Consider the following 22,628-nt stretch of genomic DNA (forward strand, 5'->3'; position numbering starts at 1 on the left):
TACCTGCCTGCCGGTCTTCGGTGTCCATCATTGATGCGTAAGCCCTAGGTCGCACGACCCGGCACAGCCCGTAGTGGTCCCAAACCACCGGGCCTTGCACGCCCTTCGCAAGCAGGCTCAAGACTGCGCCAAAGCAGCGTTTCTGAGCGCTACCCACCTTTCGATAATCGCCTCCGACACTCTGTCCCCGTTTGGAGCGCGCCATGCACAACAACAAAAACAAGTATCTGCCGCCTCAGTACCTGGCAGTTGCCATCGCCAGCCTCGCGGCTGTCAGCCTGAGCCCCTTGGCGCAGGCCGAGATCATGCTGTACGACCAGAATCAGACCACCTTTTCCACCGACGGCTATATCAACGCGTTCTACGTCAACAGCAAGGTCGACCGTGAAGGTGAACGATTCGACCGCCGCCAGTCCCGGGTGAAAATGGGTTTCCTGCCCAATTACCTGGGTTTCAACATGGGCAAGCAGGTCAACGACCTGAAGCTCGGTGCCCGTGCCTCGTTCTGGGTCACCATCAACGACAGCGAAAGCAACGGTACCGACACGGCCATCGATGTCCGGCAGTTCTACGGCACCGTAGCCAACCCCGAATGGGGCGAGGTGCTCATCGGCAAGGACTTCGGGCTGTTCGCCCGTTCGAACATCCTGCTCGACGAGTTGCTCGCCGGTTACGGCCAGGTCAGTGACACGCTGGGTCTTGTCGATGGCGGTGGGGTGTCGTTCGGCAACATCGGCAGCGGCTACCCATACCCGTTCCCGACCTCGCAGATCACCTACCGTACCCCGGTCATGGAGGGCCTGCGGATCGCCGTGGGGATCATGGACCCGGTCGACACCAACGACAGCAGCCCCACGGGCAAGGCTTACCAGAAGAACCCCCGCACCGAGTCCGAGATCACCTACCAGTTCGACCTGGCAGGCGCGCAGATCTACAGCTGGCTAAACGGCAGCTACCAGACCTCCGACAACACCGACGACTCGGTGCGGTCAGTCACTTCCAAAGGCCTTGGCTACGGCGTACAAGCCAAGCTGGGCGGGCTGTCCCTGACTGGGTCCGGTTTCCAGGCCAAGGGCATCAACCCGTTCTTCACCAACAATGCGGGCGAGCCGGTGTTGCGCAACGTGGACAGCGAAGGCTACCTGCTGCAAGCCTCTTACAAGGTCGGCAAGAACCGGGTTGCGCTTTCCTACGGCAAGACCAAGGACGACGGCAACGGCGCGGTAGGCAGCGGTGCCGATTATCAAACCCGCGGGGTGGCGCTGTTTCATGACATCAACGACAACCTCAAGCTGGTGGCCGAGTACAACCAGTTTTCCATTGAGGGCCATGACACCCGCGCGCAGAACGAAGACACCGATACCTTCGCCGTGGGTGCGGTGCTGACCTGGTAGCGATCTGGCGCAGGCCCGGTGTTCAACGGGCTTGCGCGGTATTCGAAACCCTCAGGGTCAGGCTCCTGTGCCGACTACGCCCAACGAAGCGTGCACCCGCGACCCAAGTAGCATTCGAACCCCAGCCCACGCTTCGTACACTCAGCGCTCAGCCAGCCCTTGCCGGAGATCCCGATGCAGCAAGCACATAACGAGGGCGTGGTCAGCGCCATGTCCCAGGCCAGCGATGCACGCGTGGCGGCACAGGAGCTTGCGCGGCAACTGCTGCATCCGCATTTGGGCTTCGTGCTGTTCTTCTGCACCGCCGAGTACGACCTGCAGGCCCTGGGCCAGGCCCTTGAACAAAGCTTTGGCGGCATACCGTTGGTAGGGTGTACCAGTGCAGGGGAGATCACACCGCTGGGCTATGGGCGCAGTTGCGTGACGGCCGTGGGCTTTGATCACCGGCACTTTTCCATCGCCACCGAACTGATCGACGAGATGGACCGTTTCAGCCTGATCGACGCCCAGCAGATGGTCGAACGACTGGTCGGCAGCTGTCGTGGGAATGCCCTGGCCCAAATCAAGGGGCACAGCTTTGCATTGACCTTGCTCGATGGCTTGTCCAGCCGTGAAGAAACGGTGCTGGCGGCCCTGAGCGCAGCGTTGGGCGATATCCCGCATTTTGGTGGCTCGGCCGGGGACGACAACTACCTGACCCAGACCCACGTCTTCTACGGCGGGGCGTTTCACCACGGTGCTGCCGTGGTGGTGCTGGTCAATACCTGGCTGGACTTCGAAGTGTTCACCACCCACCACCTTGAGCCACGGCAGGAAAAACTGGTGGTCACCGGCGCCGACAGCGCCCAGCGGCGGGTCTATGAGCTCAATGCCGAGCCTGCCGCCGAAGAATATGCACGCCATATCGGGGTGCCGGTCAGCGCCCTGGACCACAGGCTGTTTGCCGCCCACCCGCTCGCGGTGCGCATGCACGATCGGTACTACGTGCGGGCCATCCAGCAGGTACATGCGGATCTGAGCCTGAGCTTTTACTGTGCGGTAGAGAACGGCATCGTGCTCACGCCCATGACGCCCGGCCCGTTGCTGCCGAACCTGCAGGATCTGTTCGAGGGCCTGCAGCAGCGCCTGGGTCCGCTGTTGCTCACCATCGGTTGCGACTGCTTTCTGCGCCGCCTGGAGCTTGAGACCCAGCAAAGTCTTGAAGCGGTGGGCGATTTTCTGCGTGAGCAGCGGGTGATGGGCTTCAACACCTATGGAGAACAGTTCAATGGCATGCATATCAACCAGACCTTCACCGGGGTTGCCATTGCCCGCAACCGAACCCGCCCCGGCCGATGAGGTGCAGGCCGAACTGGCGCAGCTTCGCTACGAAAACCGCAAGCTGCAGCGGATCAACGCCGCGCTGATCGAGCGCATCGAGTCGGGCGTGACGCGCGGCAGCGACCCCTATGCGGCGTTCCAGCATTCGGTGGTGTTGGCCGAGCAGGTGCGCGAACGTACAGACGCGTTGAATCAGGCCATGGCCGAGCTCAAGGCGGGCAACCAGCTGCTCAGCGAGGCGCGTCTGCGCGCCGAAACCGCGCACCAGCACCTGATCGATGCCATCGAAAGCATTTCCGATGCATTCATCCTGTTCGACCGAAACCTGCGCATGGTGCTGTGCAACAGCCGCTTCAAGGCCTTCTGGGAAAACCGCCGCGTGCGCATCATTCCCGGCATGCGCCTGGCCGAAGTGCGCAGGCTGATGACCAGCAGCGGATTGTTCAGCGAGGAGCCGCGCAGCCCGACCGACGAACACCTGTTGTACCGACAGCACAACGGCCGCTGGCTGCAGGTCAATGAGCGGCCCACCTGCGAGGGTGGCCGGGTGATCCTGTTCACCGACATCACCGAGGTCAAACTCAGCGAAACCCTGCGCCGGGAACAGGCTGTGGCGCAGAAATCGCACCTGTTGCAGCGGGCGGTGGACAATTTGTCCCAGGGCGTGGCCATGGTCAACGCGGACGGTGTGCTGGAGTTGTGGAACCGCCGGTTCCTGGAGCTGAGCGGGCTGGCTCCGGTTGCCGCCCACCGTCCCTTCGCCGACGTGATCGCCGACAGCGAGCTGCGTTTGCTCACCCCCGAAAGCCGCGACGACAGCGGGCGTGTCGTGCACGAGTGCGAGCAACGCCTGTTCGACGGGCGCATGCTGGAGATCCGCACGCACCCACTGCCCACTGGCGGATTCGTCAACACCTTTACCGACATCACCGAACGCTACCTGCATGCCAAGGCCCTGAGTGAAAGCGAGCGCTGGATTCGCTTGATCACGGACCATGTGCCGGCGCTGATCGCTTACCTCAACGCCGACCTGGTGTATGAGTTCACCAACAAGGTCTATGAGCAGTGGTACTGCTGGCCCAGTGGGCTGATGCTGGGCCAGAGCCTGCGCCAGGCCCATAGCGAACAGCACTACCAGCGCCTGGAAGCCTACGTGGCGCAGGCGCTGGCAGGGGAGAGCGTTACGTTCGAATTCCCGGAAACCAACATCAGCGGACAGGAGCGCCACATGCTGCGCTCCTATGTGCCAAACCGGCTGGCCTCTGGCGAGGTGGTGGGTATCTTCGTGTTGATCCGTGACATCACCGAACGGCGCAACACCGCCCAGGCGTTGCACCAGGCTTATCAGCACCTGGAGCTGCGGGTCAGGGAACGTACGGCCGAGTTGACCAGCCTCAACGAACAATTGCTGAGGGAAATTGAGGAGCGGCGACGTGCCGAGGCGCGCTTGCGCGAGGCCAAGCATGAGGCTGACCAGGCCAACCTGTCCAAGACCAAGTTCCTCGCCGCGGTCAGCCATGACCTGCTGCAGCCCCTGAACGCGGCGCGCTTGTTCACCAGCGCCTTGCTCGAGCGCCGTGATCCGCAGGCCAGTGCACAGCTGGTGCGTAACGTCAGCAACTCCCTGGAAGACGTAGAGAACCTGCTGGGAACGCTGGTGGACATCTCAAAGCTCGATGCCGGTGTCATCACGGCCGACGTGGCACCCTTCGCCCTGGCGGAGCTGATGGACAACCTGGCAGCAGAATATGCCCAGGTTGCCCGCAGCGAAGGGCTGGCCCTGCACTTCATAGGCTGCTCGGTCGTGGTGCGCAGCGATATCCACCTGCTGGCGCGCATTCTGCGCAACCTGCTCAGCAACGCCATTCGCTACACCCCAAGCGGACGCGTGGTGCTGGGCTGTCGCCGCCAGCCGGGTCGCGTGCGCATCGAGGTGTGGGACACCGGTATCGGCATCGCCGAGGAGCACCTGGAGGAAATGTTCCAGGAATTCAAGCGTGGCGCCGTGCAGCGGCCGGATCAGGACCGCGGCCTGGGCCTGGGGCTTGCCATCGTCGAGAAGATTGCGGGCATCCTCGGCCACCGTATTGCCGTGCGCTCCCGGCCCGGCAAGGGGTCGGTATTCAGTGTGGAAGTGCCATTGAGCACCACCGCCCCGATTGCCAGGGCCCAGCATGCCGTGTGCGAGTCGATGCTCGAGTGCCTGCGCGGGGCCCGGGTGTGGGTGCTGGACAATGACGCTGCCATCTGTGCCGGCATGCGCACGTTGCTAGAAGGCTGGGGCTGTTGCGTGATCACGGCACTGTCGGAGCAGGACCTGGCCCGCCAGGTGGACAACTACCACGCCGATGCCGACCTGCTGATTGCCGACTATCACCTCGACGACGATTGCAATGGGGTCGATGCCGTTGCACGCATCAATGCCCGCCGCGCCAGGGCGCTGCCGGCGCTTATGATCACCGCCAACTACAGCAACGAACTCAAGCAGCAGATCCGCGAGCGAGGCCATACGCTGATGCACAAGCCCATCCGACCCATGAAGCTCAAGACTGCCATGAGCCACTTGCTGGCCACCCGAGCCCCTAAGGGATCAGCGTCGTAGGTAGTCAGCGAAGTCGATGTCGCCGGCACTGAGGATGGCCTGCACCCGGTTGTGCACGTTCAGCTTGCGCAGGATGGCCGAGACGTGTGCCTTGACCGTGGTTTCGGCGATGTCCAAGGCATAGGCGATCTGTTTGTTCGATTCGCCCTTGGTCATGCGCTCGAGCACCAGCAACTGCTTGCGGGTCAGGGCCTGGAGCATTTCCGGCGGGAAACTTGGGGCATCGCTCAAGCGGCGGCTACTGCTTTTCTGTGCGCGGATGATATCCGGCGGCAGGTACACATTGCCGTTGAGGATCTGCTCGATCGCTTCGATCATCTGCGCGCGCGGCGAGGACTTGGTGATGAAGCCCACCGCACCATAGGTGATGGCTTGCAGCACGATCTGCTTTTCCTGCTCGGCAGAGACGATTACCACCGGGGTGGTGGGTGCCTCGTTGCGCAAGGTGATCAGCCCGTTCAGGCCATGCATGCCCGGCATGTTCAGGTCGAGCAGGATCAGGTCCAGGTCGTCATGGTCCTTGGTCAGGGTCAGCGCGCTGTCAAGGTCAGCGGTTTCCATGATTTCACTGCCCTGGAACCCGTCGCTGATGACGTTGTGGATCGCTTCGCGAAACAGCGGGTGATCGTCGGCGATCAAGATTTTGTACATGGCCTATTCACCTTGTTCTTGTTTGAATGATTGAGCGCGCAGGGGCAAGGGCCCGGTCAGGGAAACGGTGCTGGCTGGGCCGCCTGCACGGGCAGGTTGGCCTGTTGCCAGGCGTCGAGCCCGTCGCGGTACCAGTAGAGGTTGGTGTAGCCCAGGTGTGCTGCGCGTTTTACCGCGTTCCAGCTCAACCAGCAATCGGCCCGGCAGTAGAAAACGACGGGGTACTGAGGCTCGCCCCCTGTGGCCAGACGCAGGTGATGCTCGAAGTAACGTTGCCAGTCTGGGCTGAGCACGCCGTCCCCGGTGTTGGGCAGCCACAGGCTACCGGGCAGGTTGGCATGGGGTTCATCTTCGATGAAGCGTTCATGCAGCCACTGACGGCGGTAAACGTCAATCAGGACAGGCGCCGGATGGCCCCGCATCATCGCCTGCAGTGCGGCAGTGTCTATCACCCTGCCACCTTCGACCTGCGGTGGGGTCGGGCTGCGGTACAGCGTGGCGCGGTAGCCATCTGGCGTGAACGTCGGTGGGGTGTCGGCCTGGGCATGGCCCAGCAGAAGGCTCAGCGAGGCGGCGGCCAGCAAACGCAGGGGCAGCCTTTGGAGGGCACGTGGCATGGTCTGTTCCTTCTTGTTATAGGCGCATTACATGCCAGTGCCGTGGCTTTGTGAATGCGACCATAGACACCCTGGGCAGTACCAAAGTAGTAGAGGCGAGGGCCTGGCTCACCGTGGCTTGCGCAGGGCAGCGTGCTGCGGGTTGAAGGTGACGATGGCCAGCAGCGTGAACAGCACGCTCAGCGCCAGGCATACCGCCAGCGCCAGCAGGTTCAGCCGCTCGTAGAGCGCAAAGCGCACCAGCTCGACGGCATGGGTGAACGGGTTGACCGCGCACAGCCAGTACAGCCACTGGCTGGCCTCCTGCATTTTCCACAGCGGATAAAGCGCCGACGACAGAAAGAACAGAGGGAAGATCACGAAATTCATCACCCCGGCAAAATTCTCCAGCTGGCGGATGGCATTGGACAGCAGCAGTCCCAATGCACTGAGCATGAACCCCACCAGCAGCACTGCGGGCAGGGCCAGCCCCAGGCCGCCGACCGGGGGCTCAATGCCGTACAGCCAGGCGATGACGAGGAAGATGTACACCTGCAACACGGAGATCAGCGACGTCGCCATAAGCTTGCTGCACAACAGAAAAGCCCTGGGCAGCGGGCTGGTCAACAGCACCCGCATGCTGCCCATCTCCCGGTCGTAGACCATCGATAGCGAACCCTGCATGCCATTGAACAGCAGGATCATGCAGGCCAGCCCCGGCACGATGTAGACCTCGTAGGGAATGTAGCTGTCGTAAGGCTCGATGATGGCGATGCCCAGTGCCGCACGAAACCCGGCAGCGAATACCACCAGCCACAGCAAAGGGCGCACCAGTGCGCTGAACAGGCGTGTGCGCTGGCGTATGAAGCGCAGTGCTTCACGCATGAGGATGCCGCTGAAGCAGTACCAGTAGGCGTTCATCAGGCGGGTGCTCCGGCCATGTCCCGCGTGTGATGGGCGAATGTCCGGCCCAGGTCGCCGCCGTGGGGCTGCATCATGGCTTCGGCAGGCCCACTTGCCACCACCCGACCCTGGTGCAGGATGACCAAGTCATCGGCCTGCTGCACTTCATCGAGCAGGTGGGTGGTCCACAGCACACTCAAGCGCTGATCGCCACGACACAAATCGCGTACGTGCTGGTTGAGCGCCTGCCGGCTGGCCGGGTCCAGGCCCACGCTGGCTTCGTCGAGCAGCAACAGGCGGGGCCCGTGCAGCAATGCCCGGGCAATTTCGACGCGGCGCCTGTGCCCGGCATTGAGTTCACGCACAGGGTCACGACGCCGTTCCCCCAGCCCTTGGCGGGCCAGCTCGGCGTCCACGCGGCGCTGGGCTTCCCGTCGGGGCAGGCCATGCAGCGCCGCGTGATAGCGCAGGTTCTGCTCCACGCCAAGGTCCAGGTCCAGCGTGCTCTGCTGAAACACGACGCCCAACTGGCCCAAGGCCGCCCGCGGCTGGTGGCGCAGCGAACTGCCCAATACCTGGATATCGCCGTGCTGCAAGTCATACAGGCAGGTCATCAAGGCAATCAGGGTCGACTTGCCGGCGCCATTGGGCCCCAGCAAGGCGGTAAAGTGGCCCGGCGCCAGGTTGAAGGTCACGTCCCTGAGCGCTGCGCGCTGACCGTAGGCGAAACTGACCCCCGTTACGTGCAGTGCGTTCATGGCGTGACCACCACACCCCATGGGTAGCGGCCGACCTTGATCGACTTGAGCACCTTGAGGCTGGCCACGTCGATCACCGACACGTCGCCGCTCACGCCATTGGTGGCCAGCAGCTGCTGCTGATCAGGGGTGAAGGCCAGCTGCCAGACGCGGCGCCCCACCAGCAGGTAGTCCAGCACCTCGAATGTCCTGGCATCGACCACCGCCACATGATTGGCCGGGCCCAGCGCCACGAACGCGTACTTGCCATCGGCGCTGAGCTTGACGCCCACCGGCTGGACTTTGTCAGGGTGCACACCCTTGATGGCGAAGTTCAGGGTCTTGAGCACCTGGCGCGAAGCCACGTCCAGGATGGTGACGGTCCCGCCAATTTCTGCCGACGCCCACAGGTGTTTGCCGTCCTGGCTGAATTCCACGAAACGCGGGCGCTGGTCCACCGGCGTGCTGTCGGCCAGGGTCTGGGTCTGGGTGTCGATCCAGTGCAGCATATTGGTGGTTTCGCTGGTATTGACCGCCCATTTGCCATCCGGGCTCACGGCCATGCCCTCAGGCTCGATGCCCACCTCCACCTGGGCCAGTACCGTGTCGGTCACGGTATCAATGACCGTGACCAGGGCATCGTCTTCGTTGGACACGTACAGCCAACGGTCATTGGGATGCAGGGCGAACTGCTCGGGGTCTTTGCCTGAGGGCAGTTCCTTGACGAGGGTACGGCTGGCCACGTCCATCACCTGCACCCGATCCGAATCGCTGGCGCAGATGTACAGCAGCTTGTTGTCGTGTGACAGCAGCAGGCCGCGCGGGCGTTGGCCGACGGGCAGGGTGTCGGTTACCGTCAAGGTCTGCAGGTCGATCAGGCTCAGGGTGTTGTCCTTCTCGTTGGACACCCAGGCGGTGGCGGCCAGGGTAGGCTCGCAGGCCACGGCTAACACGGCCGGCAGCAAACTGGCGCACAGCAGGCTGCGTGATGAGGGGAGGCGGCGCATGGCAGATTCCTTGTTATTGTTTGGGCGTGTCAGGGGTACGTACAGGTCACGTCGGCCTTGTCGAACCCCAGGCTGTCCATCTCATTGGAAGGGTGCAGGAAGCCTTCCTGCGGTGAGGTGCTGACCAGGGCCCTGGGCTGCACCAGGGGGATGGGTTGGCGCAGCTCGCCATTCCAGGGCCTGTAGCTGAGCTTGCGCCCCTTGAAGCCATCGAGTGGCAATTGTTCGCTGACAAGCAGCTGCTGCAAGGCCTCGGGCCTGGCTTCACCCAGCTTGCTGACCGCCGTAGCGATGCTGCGCACGGCCATCCAGGCTGCGAAGTCACGGTCGTTCATCCAGCGGCCGGCCTGCGCTTGGAAACGTTTTTGCAATTGCGCGGCGCCGAACGTTTCCACGGTCATGTGCCAGCCAGTGGGCGTCAAGCCCTGAGTGCCGGCGACCGGGCGGGGTAACCAGGTCTGGTAGGGCACGTATTCGCCGAAGTCGCCACGTTCATCAGCCACCAGCACCACGTCGTATTCGCGCGCCTGGGTGAACAGCGGCATGTCGGCCTGGGCGCTGCGGCGCTGGTCGTTGTCGAACGTCCAGCGTTTCTCGGCCACCAGGTGCAGGCCAAAGCGCTTCGCCGCGCGGCGCAGTGCGGCGGCGTAGGCTTCATCGTCCGGGGTCTGCCCGACGATCAGCAAGCCGCGCTGCCATTTGCGCAGCACCAGAAACTGCACCAGCGCATCGGCCAGCATCGCCCGCCCAGGCAGGGCGTGCAGCACATTGCCCAGGCACTGCGTGCTGCGTACGGCGTCATCCGGGCTGCCGGCATTAAACAGCAGGCTGTCGGGCAGGGCCACAGACAAGGCCCGCAGGCTGGCGACCGGCGCATTGACGACGAACAACCGCACGCCTTCCCCATGCTGGGCCTGGGCAGCATGCAGCAGTTGCTCGGCGGAGTCGGCACGGGCGCTGACCAGCTCGAACTGCTGCTTGAGAAACCGCCCGGTGCTGTTGCTGTCGGCAATGGCCAGTTGCGCCCCTTGCAGGCCGGCATCGTCCGGTTCAGGCAGGATGTTGGACAACAGCGGCCCGCTGTCAGGACGATAGCCCAGGTAGCCGATGCGGATGTACAACGCGCTCGCAGCCCGGGTGTCAGCCTGCTGGTCTTGCGCCCAAACCGTCGGCGCGAGCAAGGTCAGCAGGCAGGTCAGGACAAGGTGGGCAGGCTGGCGCATATCGCACTCCACGGCAGATGGCGCCAGCATAGAAAGCCTGCCGGGGCCGGGGAATATGCAGAAAGTAGCGCCCAGCCGCTACCAAGGTAGTAGCCGATGCGCCCGCGCCGGGCCCTAGGATGACAGCAGTTACCCTGGAGTCCGGTCATGCTCGCTGCCAATCTGTCTGCCCTATGGCGTATCAACCTGTGGGTCACCGGCTGTTTCGCGGTGTTGACCCTAGCCTGTGCGGGGGTCGTGCTGCATCAGGCATCAGCCGATGTGAAACGGGAGTTGCAGTCGGCCGAAGCGGTGATGGCGTACATGGCCCAAGCCGCCAGCCACAATCCGGCGAGCCTGGAACCTACGCTGACCGAGCACCTGCGCCACGTGCGCGTGCAGTGGCTGGTCCCTGGCGAGGTTGAAAAAGCGTCGGTGCCGTCCGCGGCCGGGCTCGATGGCTGGTTGGGCGCGGTGCTGGCAGGCAAGTACTACGACAGCACGCGCCTGCTGGCCCTCGATGACGGCCGGCGCGTCGCGCTGAGCGTGGACGCCCGCGATGAGGTGGACGAAGTCTGGGATTCGCTGCAACAGTTGCTGGCGGTCTGTGTTGTCGCGTTGACCCTGAGCCTGCTGTCCATCAGTTGGGCCGTGCGGCGCGGGCTGCGGCTGCTGGCCGCGCTGCTGTGTGCATTGCGTCAGGTGTCGGGAGGTCAGCTGGACGTGCGCCTGCAAGAGACCGGTGGCCCGGAAGCGCGCCAGTTGGCCGGGCACTTCAACCAGATGGCTGCGGCGATCGAGCAGGCCCAGGCCGACAACCGGCAACTGACTGGCGCTTTGCTGGCGGTTCAGGAGCAGGAGCGGACCAGACTGGCTCAGGCGTTGCACGACGACCTGGGCCAGTACGTGGCCGGCATCCGCGCCCAGGTGTGCCTGTTGCAATTGTGTGCCCACCAGCCTGAGCAGGTGCGGCAAACCACCCAGACGCTGGAAAGCAATTGCGCAGGCTTGCAGTTCGGTTTCCGCGCCTTGGTACGGGACTTGTATCCGGTTGCGCTGCAGCACCTGCCCATGGCGGAGGCGCTCAACCAGTTGGTGAGCCAATGGCGTGCCAGCCAGGCCATCGAGTGCCAGTTGCTGGTCGGCGCCCAGTTGCCGGCGCTGTCACCCACTCGACGCACGCATCTGTACCGGTTGTTGCAGGAAGCGCTGACCAACGTCGCCCGTCATGCCCGCGCCCGTCAGGTGCGGATACGCCTGCAACGCGGCGCCAACGGGCTGCGCCTGCTGGTTCGCGACGATGGCTGTGGTGCCAGCCAGCCTGGGCGCCCAGGGGTAGGCCTGCATTCGATGGCCGAGCGCGCCCGCAGCCTGGGCGGTGAATTGCGCATACTCAGCCATCCCGGTGCCGGGTGGGCACTGGCCCTGACGATCCCTTTGGAGGTGTCATGAATATCGTGCTGGTCGACGATCACGCCGTGGTCCGCCAGGGCTACGCCAGCCTGTTGCGCGCCGTGTTGCCAGCGATGCAGGTGCGCGAGGCTGCCAGCGGTGAAGAAGCCCTGGCCCGGGTGCAGGAGCAGGTACCGAACCTGGTGATCATGGACTTCGGCCTGCCCGGCATCAGTGGGTTGGAAACCACCCGACGCCTGCGCCAGCGCCTGCCGCAGTTGCGGGTGCTGTTCTTCAGCATGCATGACGAGCTGCCACTGGTACGCCAGGCGCTGGACGCCGGCGCCGCCGGCTACCTGACCAAGAACTCGGCCCCGCAAGTGTTGGTCGAGGCCGTACAGCGCGTGCTTGCCGGGCACGCCTACATCGAGCAGGGGCTGGCCACGCAGCTGGCCTGCAGCACGACGCACGATGCCTGTGACCCCAGGCTGCAACGCCTGACCCAGCGTGAACTGGAAATTTTCGTGATGCTGGTTCGTGGCACACCGGCCCGGTCGATCGCCGAGCAGCTGTGCATCAGCGCAAAGACCGTCTCCAATCACCTGACCATGCTCAAGAGCAAACTTGAGGTCGGCTCCCATGCTGAACTCGTGCACGTGGGTATCGACCTGGGTCTGGTACGTATAGCGGGTTAGGCGGGTGCCAGAAATCAATGTTCCCAGGTCGCTGGGCAGCCGGTGCAGCCTTGCATGTTGGCGTCCTGGAAGTTGCCGTAGTGAAGGCGCGCGCCCTCCAGATGGGCTTGTTCGAGGTTGCTCTGGCCGAGCTTGGCTTCCTGAAGGTTGGCATCGTTCAGATGAGCGCCGCGCAAGTCGGTCTTGCTCAGCCAGGCCATTTCCAGATCGGCCGCCTGCAAGTTGGCCTGCTGCATCCTGGCACCGGAGAGCCGGGCGAATTGCAAGTAGGCGGCGCTAAGGTCGGCGCTGGCGAACTGGGCGCCTTGGGCGAACAGCCCCCAGCCCTGGATGGCCATCAGCCGTGCGCTGCTTAGGTTGGCCAGGCGCAGGTTGCTTTGCTGCAGGCTGGCGCGGGTCAGGTTGGCGCCCTGCAATCGGGCCTTTTCGAGGTTGGCCAGGTCCAGCCGGGCGTGGCGCAGGTCGGCATCGCGCAGGTCGGCGCCGGCCAGGTTCATCTTGCGCAGGTCCTGGTTGGCCAGTTTGGCGCCCCGCAGGTCGGCGCCGGGGCATTGGCTGGCTTCGGCAATCACGCAGCCGTTGATGTTCAACGGCGTGTCGCTGTCGTCGATGTCAGTGGCCAGCGCCATCGCGGGTGTGACGGCCAGCAACAAGGCCAGGGGTAGAAAAGTCATGATCGAGCTCTCTGGGCAGACGGAAAAGGGCAGGGCGCAGCCAGACCGCACCCCGCTGTCGGTCAACGTTGAGCGGTCGGGTTGTCCCAGCTCGGTATCTTGAACACCCAGAACGAACCGCCTTGGGCAACTGGCTTGGTCAGTTCGGCCATGTCGCCACCCCACAGCGGTACCGCGCCGCCATAGCCGACGGTGACGCCGATGTACTGCTCTCCGTCCTGCTCCCAGGTAATGGGCGGGGAAACGATGCCGCTGCCGGTCTGGAATTTCCACAGCTCCTTGCCGGTCTTGGCGTCGAACGCCTTGAAGAAACCGTCACCGGTGCCGGTGAACACCAGGTTGCCCTTGGTCGCCAGCACCCCGGCCCACAGCGGCAGGTGCTCCTTGTGTTCCCACACCAGCTTGCCGGTGGTCGGGTCCATGGCACGCAGGGTGCCTACGTGGTCGTCGTACATGCGCTTGATGCGAAAGCCCATGCCCAGGTAAGCGGAGCCTTTCTTGTAGTTCACCTCCTCGGTCCAGTACTCCTCTTTCCACTGGTTGCCCGGGATGTAGAAAAGCCCGGTGTCCTGGCTATAGGCCATGGGGTTCCAGTTCTTGCCGCCCAGGAAGGGTGGCGACACTTCCACCGGCTTGCCCTTGGTTTCGCCCGGCAGCGGCTTGGCGGGCCGTTGCCCTGGATTTTCCACGGGGCGGCCGGTCTTGAGGTCGATGTGGCTGGCCCAGGTGATGTTGTCGACGAAGGGGAAGGCGTTCTGCAGCTTGCCGTCGTTACGATCGACCACGTAGAAGAAGCCGTTGCGGTCGGCATGCCCCGTGGCCTTGATCACCTTGCCGTGTTTGTCCTTGTAGTCGAACAGCACCAGCTCGTTGTTGCCAGAGAAGTCCCAGGCGTCGTTGGGGGTGTGCTGGTAAAACCATTTGACCTCGCCGGTGCTGGGGTCCACGCCCACCTGGCCGGAGGTATAGAGGCTGTCGTAATCGTGCGGGTTGCCGTCCTTGGCGGTGCGTGCCCAGGTGTTCCAGGGGCCGGGGTTGCCGGCACCGACGATGATGGTGTTGGTCTCGGCATCGAAGCTTGCGCTCTGCCAGGGTGCGCCGCCGCCATGGCTCCAGGCCTCCACCTTGCCGGTTTCGGTGGTCGGGTCATCCGGCCAGGACGGTGCCTTGACGTTGCCGGTGGGGGTGCTGTCCTTGCCATTGAGGCGGCCCATGTGGCCCTCCACGAAGGGGCGCATCCACACTTCCTCGCCGGTTTCCGGGTCACGGGCGAACAGCTGGCCCACCACACCGAATTCATCGCCCGAGCTGCCGTGGATCAGCAGCACCTTGCCGCTGGTCTTGTCTTTGACCAGCACGGGCGCCCCGGTCATGGTGTAGCCGGCGCTGTGGTCGCCGAACTTCTTGTTCCACACCACCTTGCCTGTGTTCTTGTTCAGCGCGATGACCCGAGCGTCCAGGGTGCCGAAATAGACCTTGTCGCCGTAGATGGCAGCGCCACGGTTGACCACGTCGCAGCACGGACGAATGTTGTCCGGCAGGCGGTGGTTGTAGGTCCACAGGCGTTTGCCGGTCTTGGCATCGAGGGCGAATACCCGCGAGTAGGAACCGGTAACGTACACCACGCCGTCGCTGACGATGGCCTGGGACTCCTGGCCACGCTGCTTTTCGTCACCAAAGGAGTAGGACCAGGCCGGGGTCAGCTTGAACACGTTCTTGTCGTTGACCTGGGCCAGCGGGCTCCAGCGCTGGGCGTTGGTGCCCATGCCGTATTGCAGCACATCGCCGGGCGTGAGGTGGTCGTTGGCGATGTCTTCCCAGGTCACGTTCTTGCTGGCAGGTGCCGGGCTTGTGGTGGCCGCCGTGGCCACTGTCCCGGTGGCCAGGCTTGCGGCCAGCAGCAGGGCCCTCACGCTCAGGGCCAGGGGAGACGGGGCGGGTAGCGATCTTGTTGTCATGGTTGCGATTCCCTGTGGAGTTTGGCCCGCACAGCGTGGTCCGCCTGGGCGCTGCGCAACAGGGAGAAAATCCCGCCGTGGCCGGGAAAACTTCCCAGCGCCAACCTCTTTTCGCACTTCGTCGCAAGCCCTACTACCAAGGAACGAACACCCGACCACCAAAGCAGCATACGGCCCCGGCGCTGCGCTTTCTAAGATGGCGGCACGGCCTCTGTGGTTGAGGCCTTGGGTGCAACCGTGAGGGCATAACAATGACAATCAAACGCAACGTCGTGCTTGCTGCAGGCCTGTTGGCCGGTGCCGTGTTGACCGGGTCGGCCTGGGCCCACGGCAACGTGGTGCCTCAGGCGGTAGAAACCCAGGGGCTGACCCCGATCAAGGATGCCGGCGTGAGCCTGGATGCCGATGGCTGGGCGGCGGTCAACCCTTACCGGGAGTCTCCCGAGCACGACAAGGCGGTTGAAATCGGCGCGTCGGCGTACAACCAGAACTGCGCAGCGTGCCATGGTCTGGAAGCCAAGTCCGGCGGCATTGCACCTGACCTGCGCATGCTCGACGTCGGCGAAGCGGGCGATGAGTGGTTTGTCGAACGTGTGCGTCACGGTGCCGTGCGCGATGGCCGCGTGTACATGCCCAAGATGGCGGACTACCTGAGCCAGGAAGCGCTATGGGCGGTGCGCACCTACCTGGACAGCGTACACGTGGACGAATGAACGTCGTGCGCCACTGGGCAGCCAGGCTTTGCGCCATCGCCGGCCTGCTGCTGTGGGGGGCGGCGGTGCAGGGGCAGGTGCGCAATTACGATTCGATCATCGCCGCAGGCGAGCTCAAGGTCGCGGTCTACAAGGACTTTGCCCCCTACAGTTTCCAGGACCATGGCCAGGCGCGTGGGGTGGACGTGGAGCTGGCGCAGGCGCTTGCCGACGCGATGGGCGTGCGGCTGCAGCTGATCTGGGCGCCGCCTGGCGAGAAGCTCGACGACGACCTGCGCGATTACATCTGGCGAGCAAGTCCGCTGCGTCACCAGCAGTTGGCCGATGTGATGATGCGCGTGCCTTACGACCAGGCGTATACCCAGAAGCGCAACGAACTGGGCGAGCTGGAAAATGGCCAGGTGGTGATGTTCGGCCCTTACCAGCAGGAGCGCTGGCAGGTGGCGTTCGATCGCAGGCGCCTGCCGTCGGTTGGCAGTATCGCGGCACTCAAGGGCCACCCGGTCGGAGTCGAGGTAGACAGCGTACCTTCGTTCTACCTGACATCGGTGTTCGACGGGCTACTGCGTGCCAGCGCACGCCACTACCCCAGCGTGCAGCGGGCGTTTGCGGCCCTGGGCCAAGGCGAGGTGGATGCGGTGATGGCCATGCGCGGTGAAGTGGACTGGCAACTGCACCAGGCCCGCAACCCGCATCTGCAGGTGGCCGAAAACGCCTACCCCAGCCTGGGCAAGCAGGTGTGGGAAATCGGAATGGCGGTGCATGAAAGCAACCGGCAGCTGGCCTACGCCCTGGAAGAAACCCTCGAAGCGATGATCCGCGAGGGTCGCATGCAGGCGCTCTACGCGCACTACGGGCTGCGCTATGAGGTCCCGGAGATGTACCAATAGGAGCGAGCGATGAACTGGCGAGCGGGGTTGGGGCTGCTGTGCATCCTGAGCTGGTCGACTCATGGGCTGGGCGACGCGCCCGCCAGCAATGCCGACCCTGTCCCTTCGGTGATGTGGGCGTTCTACCACAAGCAGATCCTGAACCAGGCGCCGTTCGTCTTCGATGATCGGGTCAAACTGCTGGCGCCGCCTTTTGCCGAGGATGCCCGCCAGGTCCCGCTGGAGATCGATGCCAGGGCTTTGCCTGATGTGGTGCGGATTCTGGCCTGGGCCGAGCTCAATCCATTGCCGCGCATCGTCGACTTCGAACCAGGGGAACAGGTCATGCCTTGGCTGTCGGTGCGCATCCGGGTCGAGCAGGCCACGCCGTTACGGGCAGCTGCGCTGACCCGCGACGGCATCTGGCATGTGGGATCGGCCCTGGTCGACGCAGCCGGTGGGGGTTGCACCGCACCCAGCGTGGTGCGCACCCAGCCAGGGTGGGAGGAGCATCTGGGTGAAGTGCTCGGCGGGCGCTATCGGCGCCAGGAAGGCAGCCGCTTGCGCCTGCAGATCGCTCACCCCATGGACAATGGCCTGGTCAGCGGGATTCCGGAATTCTTCATAAACCAAGCTGAGCTGCTGGATGAACATGGGCAGCGGTTGGCGGCTTTGGTGCTTTATCCGGCGGTGAGTGAAAACCCAAGCCTTGGGTTCGATGTGCGCGCACCAGGGCCTACCCGCCTGGTGCTGCAGGATAACAGCGGCAATCGGTTCGAAGCCGCCGTGCCCTGAACGTGACTGGCTTGTTTTCATGCTCAACAGGAGGCACCTGATGCGATGGATGATGCTCTTGCTGCTGGGCGTGTGCCTGCCGGCGCTGGCCGACTTCGACTACCGGCTGGCGCCGCGCCAGATCGCCCAGGGCACCTGGGTGCTTGAAGGTAGCACCGAGAATTTCGCCAAGGCCAACGGCGGCAATGTCGTGAACACGGCGTTCATCGTGACCGATGCCGGCGTGGTAGTGATCGACAGCGGGCCGTCCAAGCGCTATGGGGAGGCCTTGCGCCAGGCCATCGCCGGGGTTACGGACAAGCCTGTCATCGAAGTCCTGTTGACCCACCACCACCCTGATCATGTGTTGGGTAACCAGGCATTCGCCGATGTGCCGATCGCTGCGCTGGCCGGTACGACCGAGCTGTTGCGCCAGCAGGGCGATGCGATGGCCGAGAACATGTACCGTTTGGTCGGCGACTGGATGCGTGGCACCGAAGTGCTCTTGCCGACCGAGGTGGTCCAACCCGGCGTGCGTGAAGTGGGCGGGCATCGATTGCGCCTGTTGGGGTTGGCAGGGCATACCGGCGCTGACCTGGCCATTTACGATGAGACGACCGGCGTGCTGTTCGCTGGCGACCTGGTGTTCTACGAGCGCGCCCTGACCACGCCCAACAGCCCGGGGCTGGACGTGTGGCAGCGTGACCTGGACACGTTGCAGGCCTTGCCCTGGAAGCAACTGGTACCGGGCCATGGCCCTGTCGCAAGCGATACCAGGCCCTTTGTCCAGATGCACGATTACCTGGGCTGGCTGGACGGCCTGATGCGCGAGGGCGCCGAGCGGGGCGCCGACATGGTCGAGCTGATCCGCAGCCCTGTGCCTGAGCGGTTTGCCGCGATCAGCCTGACGCGCTATGAGCTGATTCGAAGTGTCAGCCACCTGTACCCGCGCTATGAAAAGCAGGTAATGCAACGGGTGGATCTCAGGCCCTGATAACGGCCAGGCCTAGTGCTCTTGTACCAAGGAACTAGGGTTTTGCGTATTGCGGTCAATTGCTGGCAGCCAGGGCGGGAACAAGAATTCCCGCCACACCGGGAAAATTTCCCGGCATAACAAAAAGCCAAAGGTACTGCCATGACCCGTACTCCATGCCGTCCCGTGTTTGCCTTGAGCCTTGTGTTCAGCGCCTTGCTGCTCGCCGGCGCAGCCCATGCCGGCGTCACCGATGCCGAAATCCTGCAAGACCCCAAGAACCCCCAGCAGATCGTGACCAACGGGCTGGGCGTGCAGGGCCAGCGCTACAGCCCGTTGGACATGCTTAACACCGGCAACGTCAAGGAGTTGCGGCCGGTTTGGGCATTCTCCTTCGGCGGGGAGAAGCAACGCGGCCAGCAGGCGCAGCCGTTGATCAAGGATGGGGTCATGTACCTCACAGGCTCCTACTCACGGGTATTTGCCGTGGACGCACGCACCGGCAAGAAACTGTGGCAATACGACGCCCGCCTGCCCGACGATATCCGCCCTTGCTGCGATGTCATCAACCGGGGTGTTGCGCTGTACGGCAACCTGGTCTTCTTCGGCACCCTGGATGCCAAGCTGGTGGCCCTGAACAAGGACACTGGCAAGGTGGTGTGGAGCAAGAAGGTGGCTGACCACAAGGAAGGCTACTCCATCAGCGCTGCACCCATGATCGTCAACGGCAAGCTCATTACCGGCGTTGCCGGGGGCGAGTTCGGGGTGGTGGGCAAGATCCAGGCCTACAACCCGCAGAACGGCGAGTTGCTCTGGATGCGGCCCACCGTCGAGGGCCACATGGGCTATGTCTACAAGGACGGCAAGGCCATCGAGAACGGCATCTCGGGCGGTGAAGCCGGCAAGACCTGGCCGGGCGACCTGTGGAAGACCGGCGGTGCTGCTCCCTGGCTGGGCGGCTACTACGACCCGGAAACCAACCTGATTCTGTTCGGCACCGGTAACCCCGCCCCCTGGAACTCGCACCTGCGTCCCGGCGACAACCTGTATTCGTCCTCGCGCCTGGCACTGAACCCGGACGATGGCACGATCAAGTGGCACTTCCAGAGCACGCCCCACGACGGCTGGGACTTCGACGGCGTCAACGAGCTGATATCGTTCAACTACAAGGATGGGGGCAAGGAGGTGAAGGCCGCCGCCACGGCTGACCGCAACGGCTTTTTCTACGTGCTCGACCGCACCAACGGCAAGTTCATCCGCGGCTTCCCCTTCGTCGACAAGATCACTTGGGCCACGGGCCTGGACAAGGACGGCCGCCCGCTCTACAACGACGCCAGTCGCCCGGGTGCGCCGGGCAGCGAAGCCAAGGGCAGCTCGGTCTTCGTCGCGCCAGCATTCCTGGGCGCCAAGAATTGGATGCCCATGGCCTACAACCGTGACACCGGGCTGTTCTACGTGCCTTCGAACGAATGGGGCATGGACATCTGGAACGAGGGCATCGCCTACAAGAAAGGCGCAGCGTTCCTGGGCGCAGGCTTCACCATCAAGCCGCTCAACGAGGACTACATCGGCGTGCTGCGTGCCATCGATCCGGTCAGCGGCAAGGAAGTCTGGCGCCACAAGAACTACGCCCCGTTGTGGGGTGGGGTGTTGACCACCAAGGGCAACCTGGTCTTCACCGGCACCCCTGAGGGGTTCCTCCAGGCTTTCGATGCCAAGACCGGCGAAAAGGTGTGGGAGTTCCAGACCGGCTCCGGTGTGCTCGGCTCACCCGTGACCTGGGAAATGGACGGCGAGCAGTACGTCTCGGTGGTCTCCGGCTGGGGGGGCGCAGTGCCGCTGTGGGGCGGGGAGGTGGCCAAGCGGGTCAAGGACTTCAACCAGGGCGGCATGCTCTGGACCTTCAAGCTGCCCAAGCACCTGCAAGGCACCAGCGCGACTGCGCAGCGCTGAACCCTACTACCAAATGACGAGCGCCCCGCTGCCAACGATGCATTCGCCTGGCAGGCGGGGCTTTTTACCATCGTCGTATCGCCTGTCGCAGGCAGGCATCGACCCGCAGAGGCTCAGCATGATCTACGCACAACCCGGAACCCCAGGCGCCGTCGTGTCTTTCAAACCACGCTATGGCAACTTCATCAACGGCCAGTTCGTACCGCCAGTGGCGGGGCAGTATTTCACCAACAGCTCGCCGGTCAACGGCCAGCCGATCGCCGAATTTCCTCGGTCCACGGCCCAAGACGTGGACAAGGCCCTGGACGCCGCCCACGCCGCCGCCGATGCCTGGGGCAGGACGTCGGTGCAGGACCGCGCGCTGATGCTGCTGCGCATCGCCGATCGCATCGAGCAGAACCTGGAGGTACTGGCGGTCACCGAAACCTGGGACAACGGCAAGGCCGTGCGTGAAACGCTCAATGCCGACGTGCCGCTGGCGGCGGATCATTTCCGCTATTTCGCCGGCTGCATCCGAGCTCAGGAGGGCGGCGCCGCCGAGATCAACGAGGGTACCGTCGCCTACCACTTCCATGAACCGCTGGGTGTGGTGGGGCAGATCATCCCCTGGAACTTCCCCTTGCTGATGGCCGCCTGGAAGCTGGCCCCGGCACTGGCCGCCGGCAACTGCGTGGTGCTCAAGCCCGCCGAGCAGACGCCGCTGTCGATTACCGTCTTCGCCGAGCTCATCGCCGACCTGCTGCCAGCTGGCGTGCTCAACATCGTCCAGGGGTTTGGCCGTGAAGCCGGGGAGGCCCTGGCCACCAGCAAGCGCATCGCCAAAATCGCTTTCACAGGCTCTACGCCGGTGGGCTCGCACATCATGAAGTGCGCCGCGGACAACATCATTCCCTCGACGGTAGAGCTGGGCGGCAAATCGCCGAACGTATTCTTCGAGGACATCATGCAGGCCGAACCGGCCTTCATCGAGAAGGCGGCCGAAGGGTTGGTGCTGGCCTTTTTCAACCAGGGCGAGGTGTGCACCTGTCCGTCGCGGGCGCTGATTCAGGAATCGATCTACGAGCCGTTCATGGCCGAGGTGATGAAGAAGATCGCCAAGATCAGCCGTGGCAACCCGCTCGATACCGAGACCATGGTCGGTGCGCAAGCCTCCGAACAGCAGTACGACAAGATCCTGTCCTACCTGCAGATTGCCCAGGACGAAGGCGCTCAGTTGCTGACCGGCGGCGCTGCCGAGCGCCTGCAGGGCGACCTGGCCAGCGGCTATTACATCCAGCCCACGCTGCTCAAGGGCGACAACAAGATGCGCGTGTTCCAGGAGGAGATCTTCGGGCCCGTGGTGGGCGTGACCACCTTCAGGGACGAAGCCGAGGCGCTGGCCATCGCCAACGACAGTGAATTCGGGCTGGGTGCCGGCGTGTGGACCCGCGATATCAACCGTGCCTACCGCATGGGCCGCGGGATCAAGGCCGGGCGTGTCTGGACCAACTGCTACCACTTGTACCCGGCGCACGCCGCATTCGGGGGCTACAAGAAGTCGGGCGTGGGCCGTGAAACCCACAAGATGATGCTCGACCACTACCAGCAGACCAAGAACCTGCTGGTCAGCTATGACATCAATCCACTGGGCTTCTTCTAAGGCCCAGGCACTGTCGTCCATGGGCGCCGTGAGTTCGTTCCAAAGTAGCATTTGGCCCTGCGGCTGCCCGTGCATTAATGGCTGTACCGGAATCGTCCGGCACAAGAAGAGGACACGCCATGTGGACCAAACCCGCCTTCACCGACTTGCGCATTGGCTTTGAAGTGACGATGTACTTCGCCAACCGTTGATCCGCCCTCCGGCCACCCACGCGGTGGCCGGTGTCTTTCTACCCGCCAGGAACAATCTGGGCCGTGGAGCCGATCACCCGTCATCAGGCCTTGCAAGTGCACCGTCGGGCCCGCTTGCGCTGGGAACCGAGCACAGGCATGCATGTGCTGCAGTGCCCGGGCGTGGTCATCGAACTGAACGGCAGTGCTGGCTGGGTGCTGGAACTGCTGGACGGTCAGCTCAGCGTGGCGGGTGTCATCGAGTGCTTGCGTCAGCGCTTTGCCGATGTGCAAGGTCTTGAGGAGGACGTGCTGGGCTTTCTCGAGCTCGCCAGGGCCAGGGCCTGGGTCGAGTGAACACGATGCCACCTAGGTCTGGTTGCTTTCGTCGATGGATGCATTACGC

At 63.8% G+C, this 22,628-nt stretch carries 21 protein-coding genes; 13 read left to right on the forward strand and 8 right to left on the reverse strand.

Annotation, left to right across the window (positions count from 1 at the left end; all coding sequences use genetic code 11):
* Nucleotides 1-203: 203 nt before the first annotated feature.
* The 3 genes from ACF8GB_RS14640 (at nt 204) to nahK (ending at nt 5,316) form a co-directional block, all read left to right on the forward strand.
* Nucleotides 204-1,394, forward strand: coding sequence for a porin (locus tag ACF8GB_RS14640; RefSeq protein ID WP_392527234.1), 1,191 nt, complete (start codon nt 204-206; stop codon nt 1,392-1,394).
* Nucleotides 1,395-1,568: 174 nt separating this feature from the next.
* Nucleotides 1,569-2,732: a nitric oxide-sensing protein NosP gene (nosP, locus tag ACF8GB_RS14645; protein ID WP_197844650.1), complete on the forward strand. Its 1,164-nt coding sequence runs from the start codon at nt 1,569-1,571 to the stop codon at nt 2,730-2,732.
* The gene (gene nahK / locus ACF8GB_RS14650; protein ID WP_197844649.1) at nt 2,662-5,316 is read left to right on the forward strand and encodes a hybrid sensor histidine kinase/response regulator NahK/ErcS'; all 2,655 of its coding nucleotides are present in this window, start codon (nt 2,662-2,664) and stop codon (nt 5,314-5,316) included. Before nosP ends, nahK begins: the two co-directional genes overlap by 71 nt.
* Here nahK and ACF8GB_RS14655 read toward each other — a convergent pair.
* From ACF8GB_RS14655 to ACF8GB_RS14680, 6 genes are all read right to left on the reverse strand, one after another.
* Nucleotides 5,305-5,967 carry a response regulator transcription factor gene (locus ACF8GB_RS14655; RefSeq protein ID WP_078478721.1) on the reverse strand — a complete coding sequence of 221 codons (663 nt, stop codon included), beginning with the start codon at nt 5,965-5,967 and terminating at the stop codon, nt 5,305-5,307. The genes nahK and ACF8GB_RS14655 overlap by 12 nt on opposite strands.
* A gap of 56 nt (nt 5,968-6,023) precedes the next feature.
* Nucleotides 6,024-6,584, reverse strand: a complete 561-nt coding sequence (locus tag ACF8GB_RS14660; RefSeq protein WP_058637254.1) for a PQQ-dependent catabolism-associated CXXCW motif protein — start codon at nt 6,582-6,584, stop codon at nt 6,024-6,026.
* Nucleotides 6,585-6,692: 108 nt separating this feature from the next.
* The gene (locus ACF8GB_RS14665; RefSeq protein ID WP_058637253.1) at nt 6,693-7,484 is read right to left on the reverse strand and encodes an ABC transporter permease; all 792 of its coding nucleotides are present in this window, start codon (nt 7,482-7,484) and stop codon (nt 6,693-6,695) included.
* Nucleotides 7,484-8,224, reverse strand: coding sequence for an ABC transporter ATP-binding protein (locus ACF8GB_RS14670; RefSeq protein ID WP_197844648.1), 741 nt, complete (start codon nt 8,222-8,224; stop codon nt 7,484-7,486). Before ACF8GB_RS14670 ends, ACF8GB_RS14665 begins: the two co-directional genes overlap by 1 nt.
* A complete protein-coding gene (locus ACF8GB_RS14675; RefSeq protein WP_058637251.1) occupies nt 8,221-9,210 on the reverse strand; it encodes a YVTN family beta-propeller repeat protein in 990 nt (329 codons plus the stop codon). The genes ACF8GB_RS14670 and ACF8GB_RS14675 overlap by 4 nt, the downstream gene beginning before the upstream one ends.
* A gap of 29 nt (nt 9,211-9,239) precedes the next feature.
* On the reverse strand, nt 9,240-10,433 hold the full coding sequence (locus ACF8GB_RS14680; protein WP_145255225.1) for an ABC transporter substrate-binding protein: 1,194 nt from the start codon (nt 10,431-10,433) through the stop codon (nt 9,240-9,242).
* Nucleotides 10,434-10,580: 147 nt separating this feature from the next.
* On the opposite strand from ACF8GB_RS14680, the gene ACF8GB_RS14685 reads away from it, so the two are divergent.
* Nucleotides 10,581-11,864, forward strand: coding sequence for a histidine kinase (locus ACF8GB_RS14685; protein WP_058637249.1), 1,284 nt, complete (start codon nt 10,581-10,583; stop codon nt 11,862-11,864).
* Nucleotides 11,861-12,499, forward strand: a complete 639-nt coding sequence (locus ACF8GB_RS14690; RefSeq protein WP_392527238.1) for a response regulator — start codon at nt 11,861-11,863, stop codon at nt 12,497-12,499. The genes ACF8GB_RS14685 and ACF8GB_RS14690 overlap by 4 nt, the downstream gene beginning before the upstream one ends.
* A gap of 14 nt (nt 12,500-12,513) precedes the next feature.
* On the opposite strand, the gene ACF8GB_RS14695 is transcribed toward ACF8GB_RS14690, so the two are convergent.
* Nucleotides 12,514-13,173, reverse strand: a complete 660-nt coding sequence (locus ACF8GB_RS14695) for a pentapeptide repeat-containing protein (protein WP_392527240.1) — start codon at nt 13,171-13,173, stop codon at nt 12,514-12,516.
* Nucleotides 13,174-13,235: 62 nt separating this feature from the next.
* On the reverse strand, nt 13,236-15,131 hold the full coding sequence (gene exaA / locus ACF8GB_RS14700) for a quinoprotein ethanol dehydrogenase (protein WP_058605248.1): 1,896 nt from the start codon (nt 15,129-15,131) through the stop codon (nt 13,236-13,238).
* Between the two features lie 251 nt (nt 15,132-15,382).
* On the opposite strand from exaA, the gene pedF reads away from it, so the two are divergent.
* From pedF to pqqD, 8 genes are all read left to right on the forward strand, one after another.
* Complete coding sequence (gene pedF, locus ACF8GB_RS14705; protein WP_058605249.1) at nt 15,383-15,844, forward strand: cytochrome c-550 PedF; 462 nt, start codon at nt 15,383-15,385, stop codon at nt 15,842-15,844.
* The gene (locus ACF8GB_RS14710) at nt 15,841-16,734 is read left to right on the forward strand and encodes an ABC transporter substrate-binding protein (RefSeq protein ID WP_058637246.1); all 894 of its coding nucleotides are present in this window, start codon (nt 15,841-15,843) and stop codon (nt 16,732-16,734) included. The genes pedF and ACF8GB_RS14710 overlap by 4 nt, the downstream gene beginning before the upstream one ends.
* 9 nt (nt 16,735-16,743) lie before the next feature.
* Nucleotides 16,744-17,508: a quinoprotein dehydrogenase-associated SoxYZ-like carrier gene (locus ACF8GB_RS14715; protein WP_058637245.1), complete on the forward strand. Its 765-nt coding sequence runs from the start codon at nt 16,744-16,746 to the stop codon at nt 17,506-17,508.
* Nucleotides 17,509-17,548: 40 nt separating this feature from the next.
* Nucleotides 17,549-18,481, forward strand: a complete 933-nt coding sequence (locus tag ACF8GB_RS14720) for a quinoprotein relay system zinc metallohydrolase 1 (RefSeq protein WP_196186173.1) — start codon at nt 17,549-17,551, stop codon at nt 18,479-18,481.
* A 141-nt stretch (nt 18,482-18,622) separates the two neighbouring features.
* Nucleotides 18,623-20,413, forward strand: a complete 1,791-nt coding sequence (pedH, locus tag ACF8GB_RS14725) for a PQQ-dependent alcohol dehydrogenase PedH (protein WP_078478714.1) — start codon at nt 18,623-18,625, stop codon at nt 20,411-20,413.
* Nucleotides 20,414-20,531: 118 nt separating this feature from the next.
* Nucleotides 20,532-22,052, forward strand: coding sequence for an aldehyde dehydrogenase family protein (locus ACF8GB_RS14730; protein ID WP_058637424.1), 1,521 nt, complete (start codon nt 20,532-20,534; stop codon nt 22,050-22,052).
* Nucleotides 22,053-22,171: 119 nt separating this feature from the next.
* Complete coding sequence (gene pqqA, locus ACF8GB_RS14735) at nt 22,172-22,243, forward strand: pyrroloquinoline quinone precursor peptide PqqA (protein ID WP_003253598.1); 72 nt, start codon at nt 22,172-22,174, stop codon at nt 22,241-22,243.
* A gap of 63 nt (nt 22,244-22,306) precedes the next feature.
* Nucleotides 22,307-22,579: a pyrroloquinoline quinone biosynthesis peptide chaperone PqqD gene (pqqD, locus tag ACF8GB_RS14740; protein ID WP_100851339.1), complete on the forward strand. Its 273-nt coding sequence runs from the start codon at nt 22,307-22,309 to the stop codon at nt 22,577-22,579.
* The last annotated feature ends 49 nt before the right edge of the window (nt 22,580-22,628 follow it).

The sequence above is a fragment of the Pseudomonas sp. xss_4 genome (assembly GCF_043104125.1).
In the GTDB taxonomy this organism is placed as follows: domain Bacteria; phylum Pseudomonadota; class Gammaproteobacteria; order Pseudomonadales; family Pseudomonadaceae; genus Aquipseudomonas; species Aquipseudomonas parafulva_B.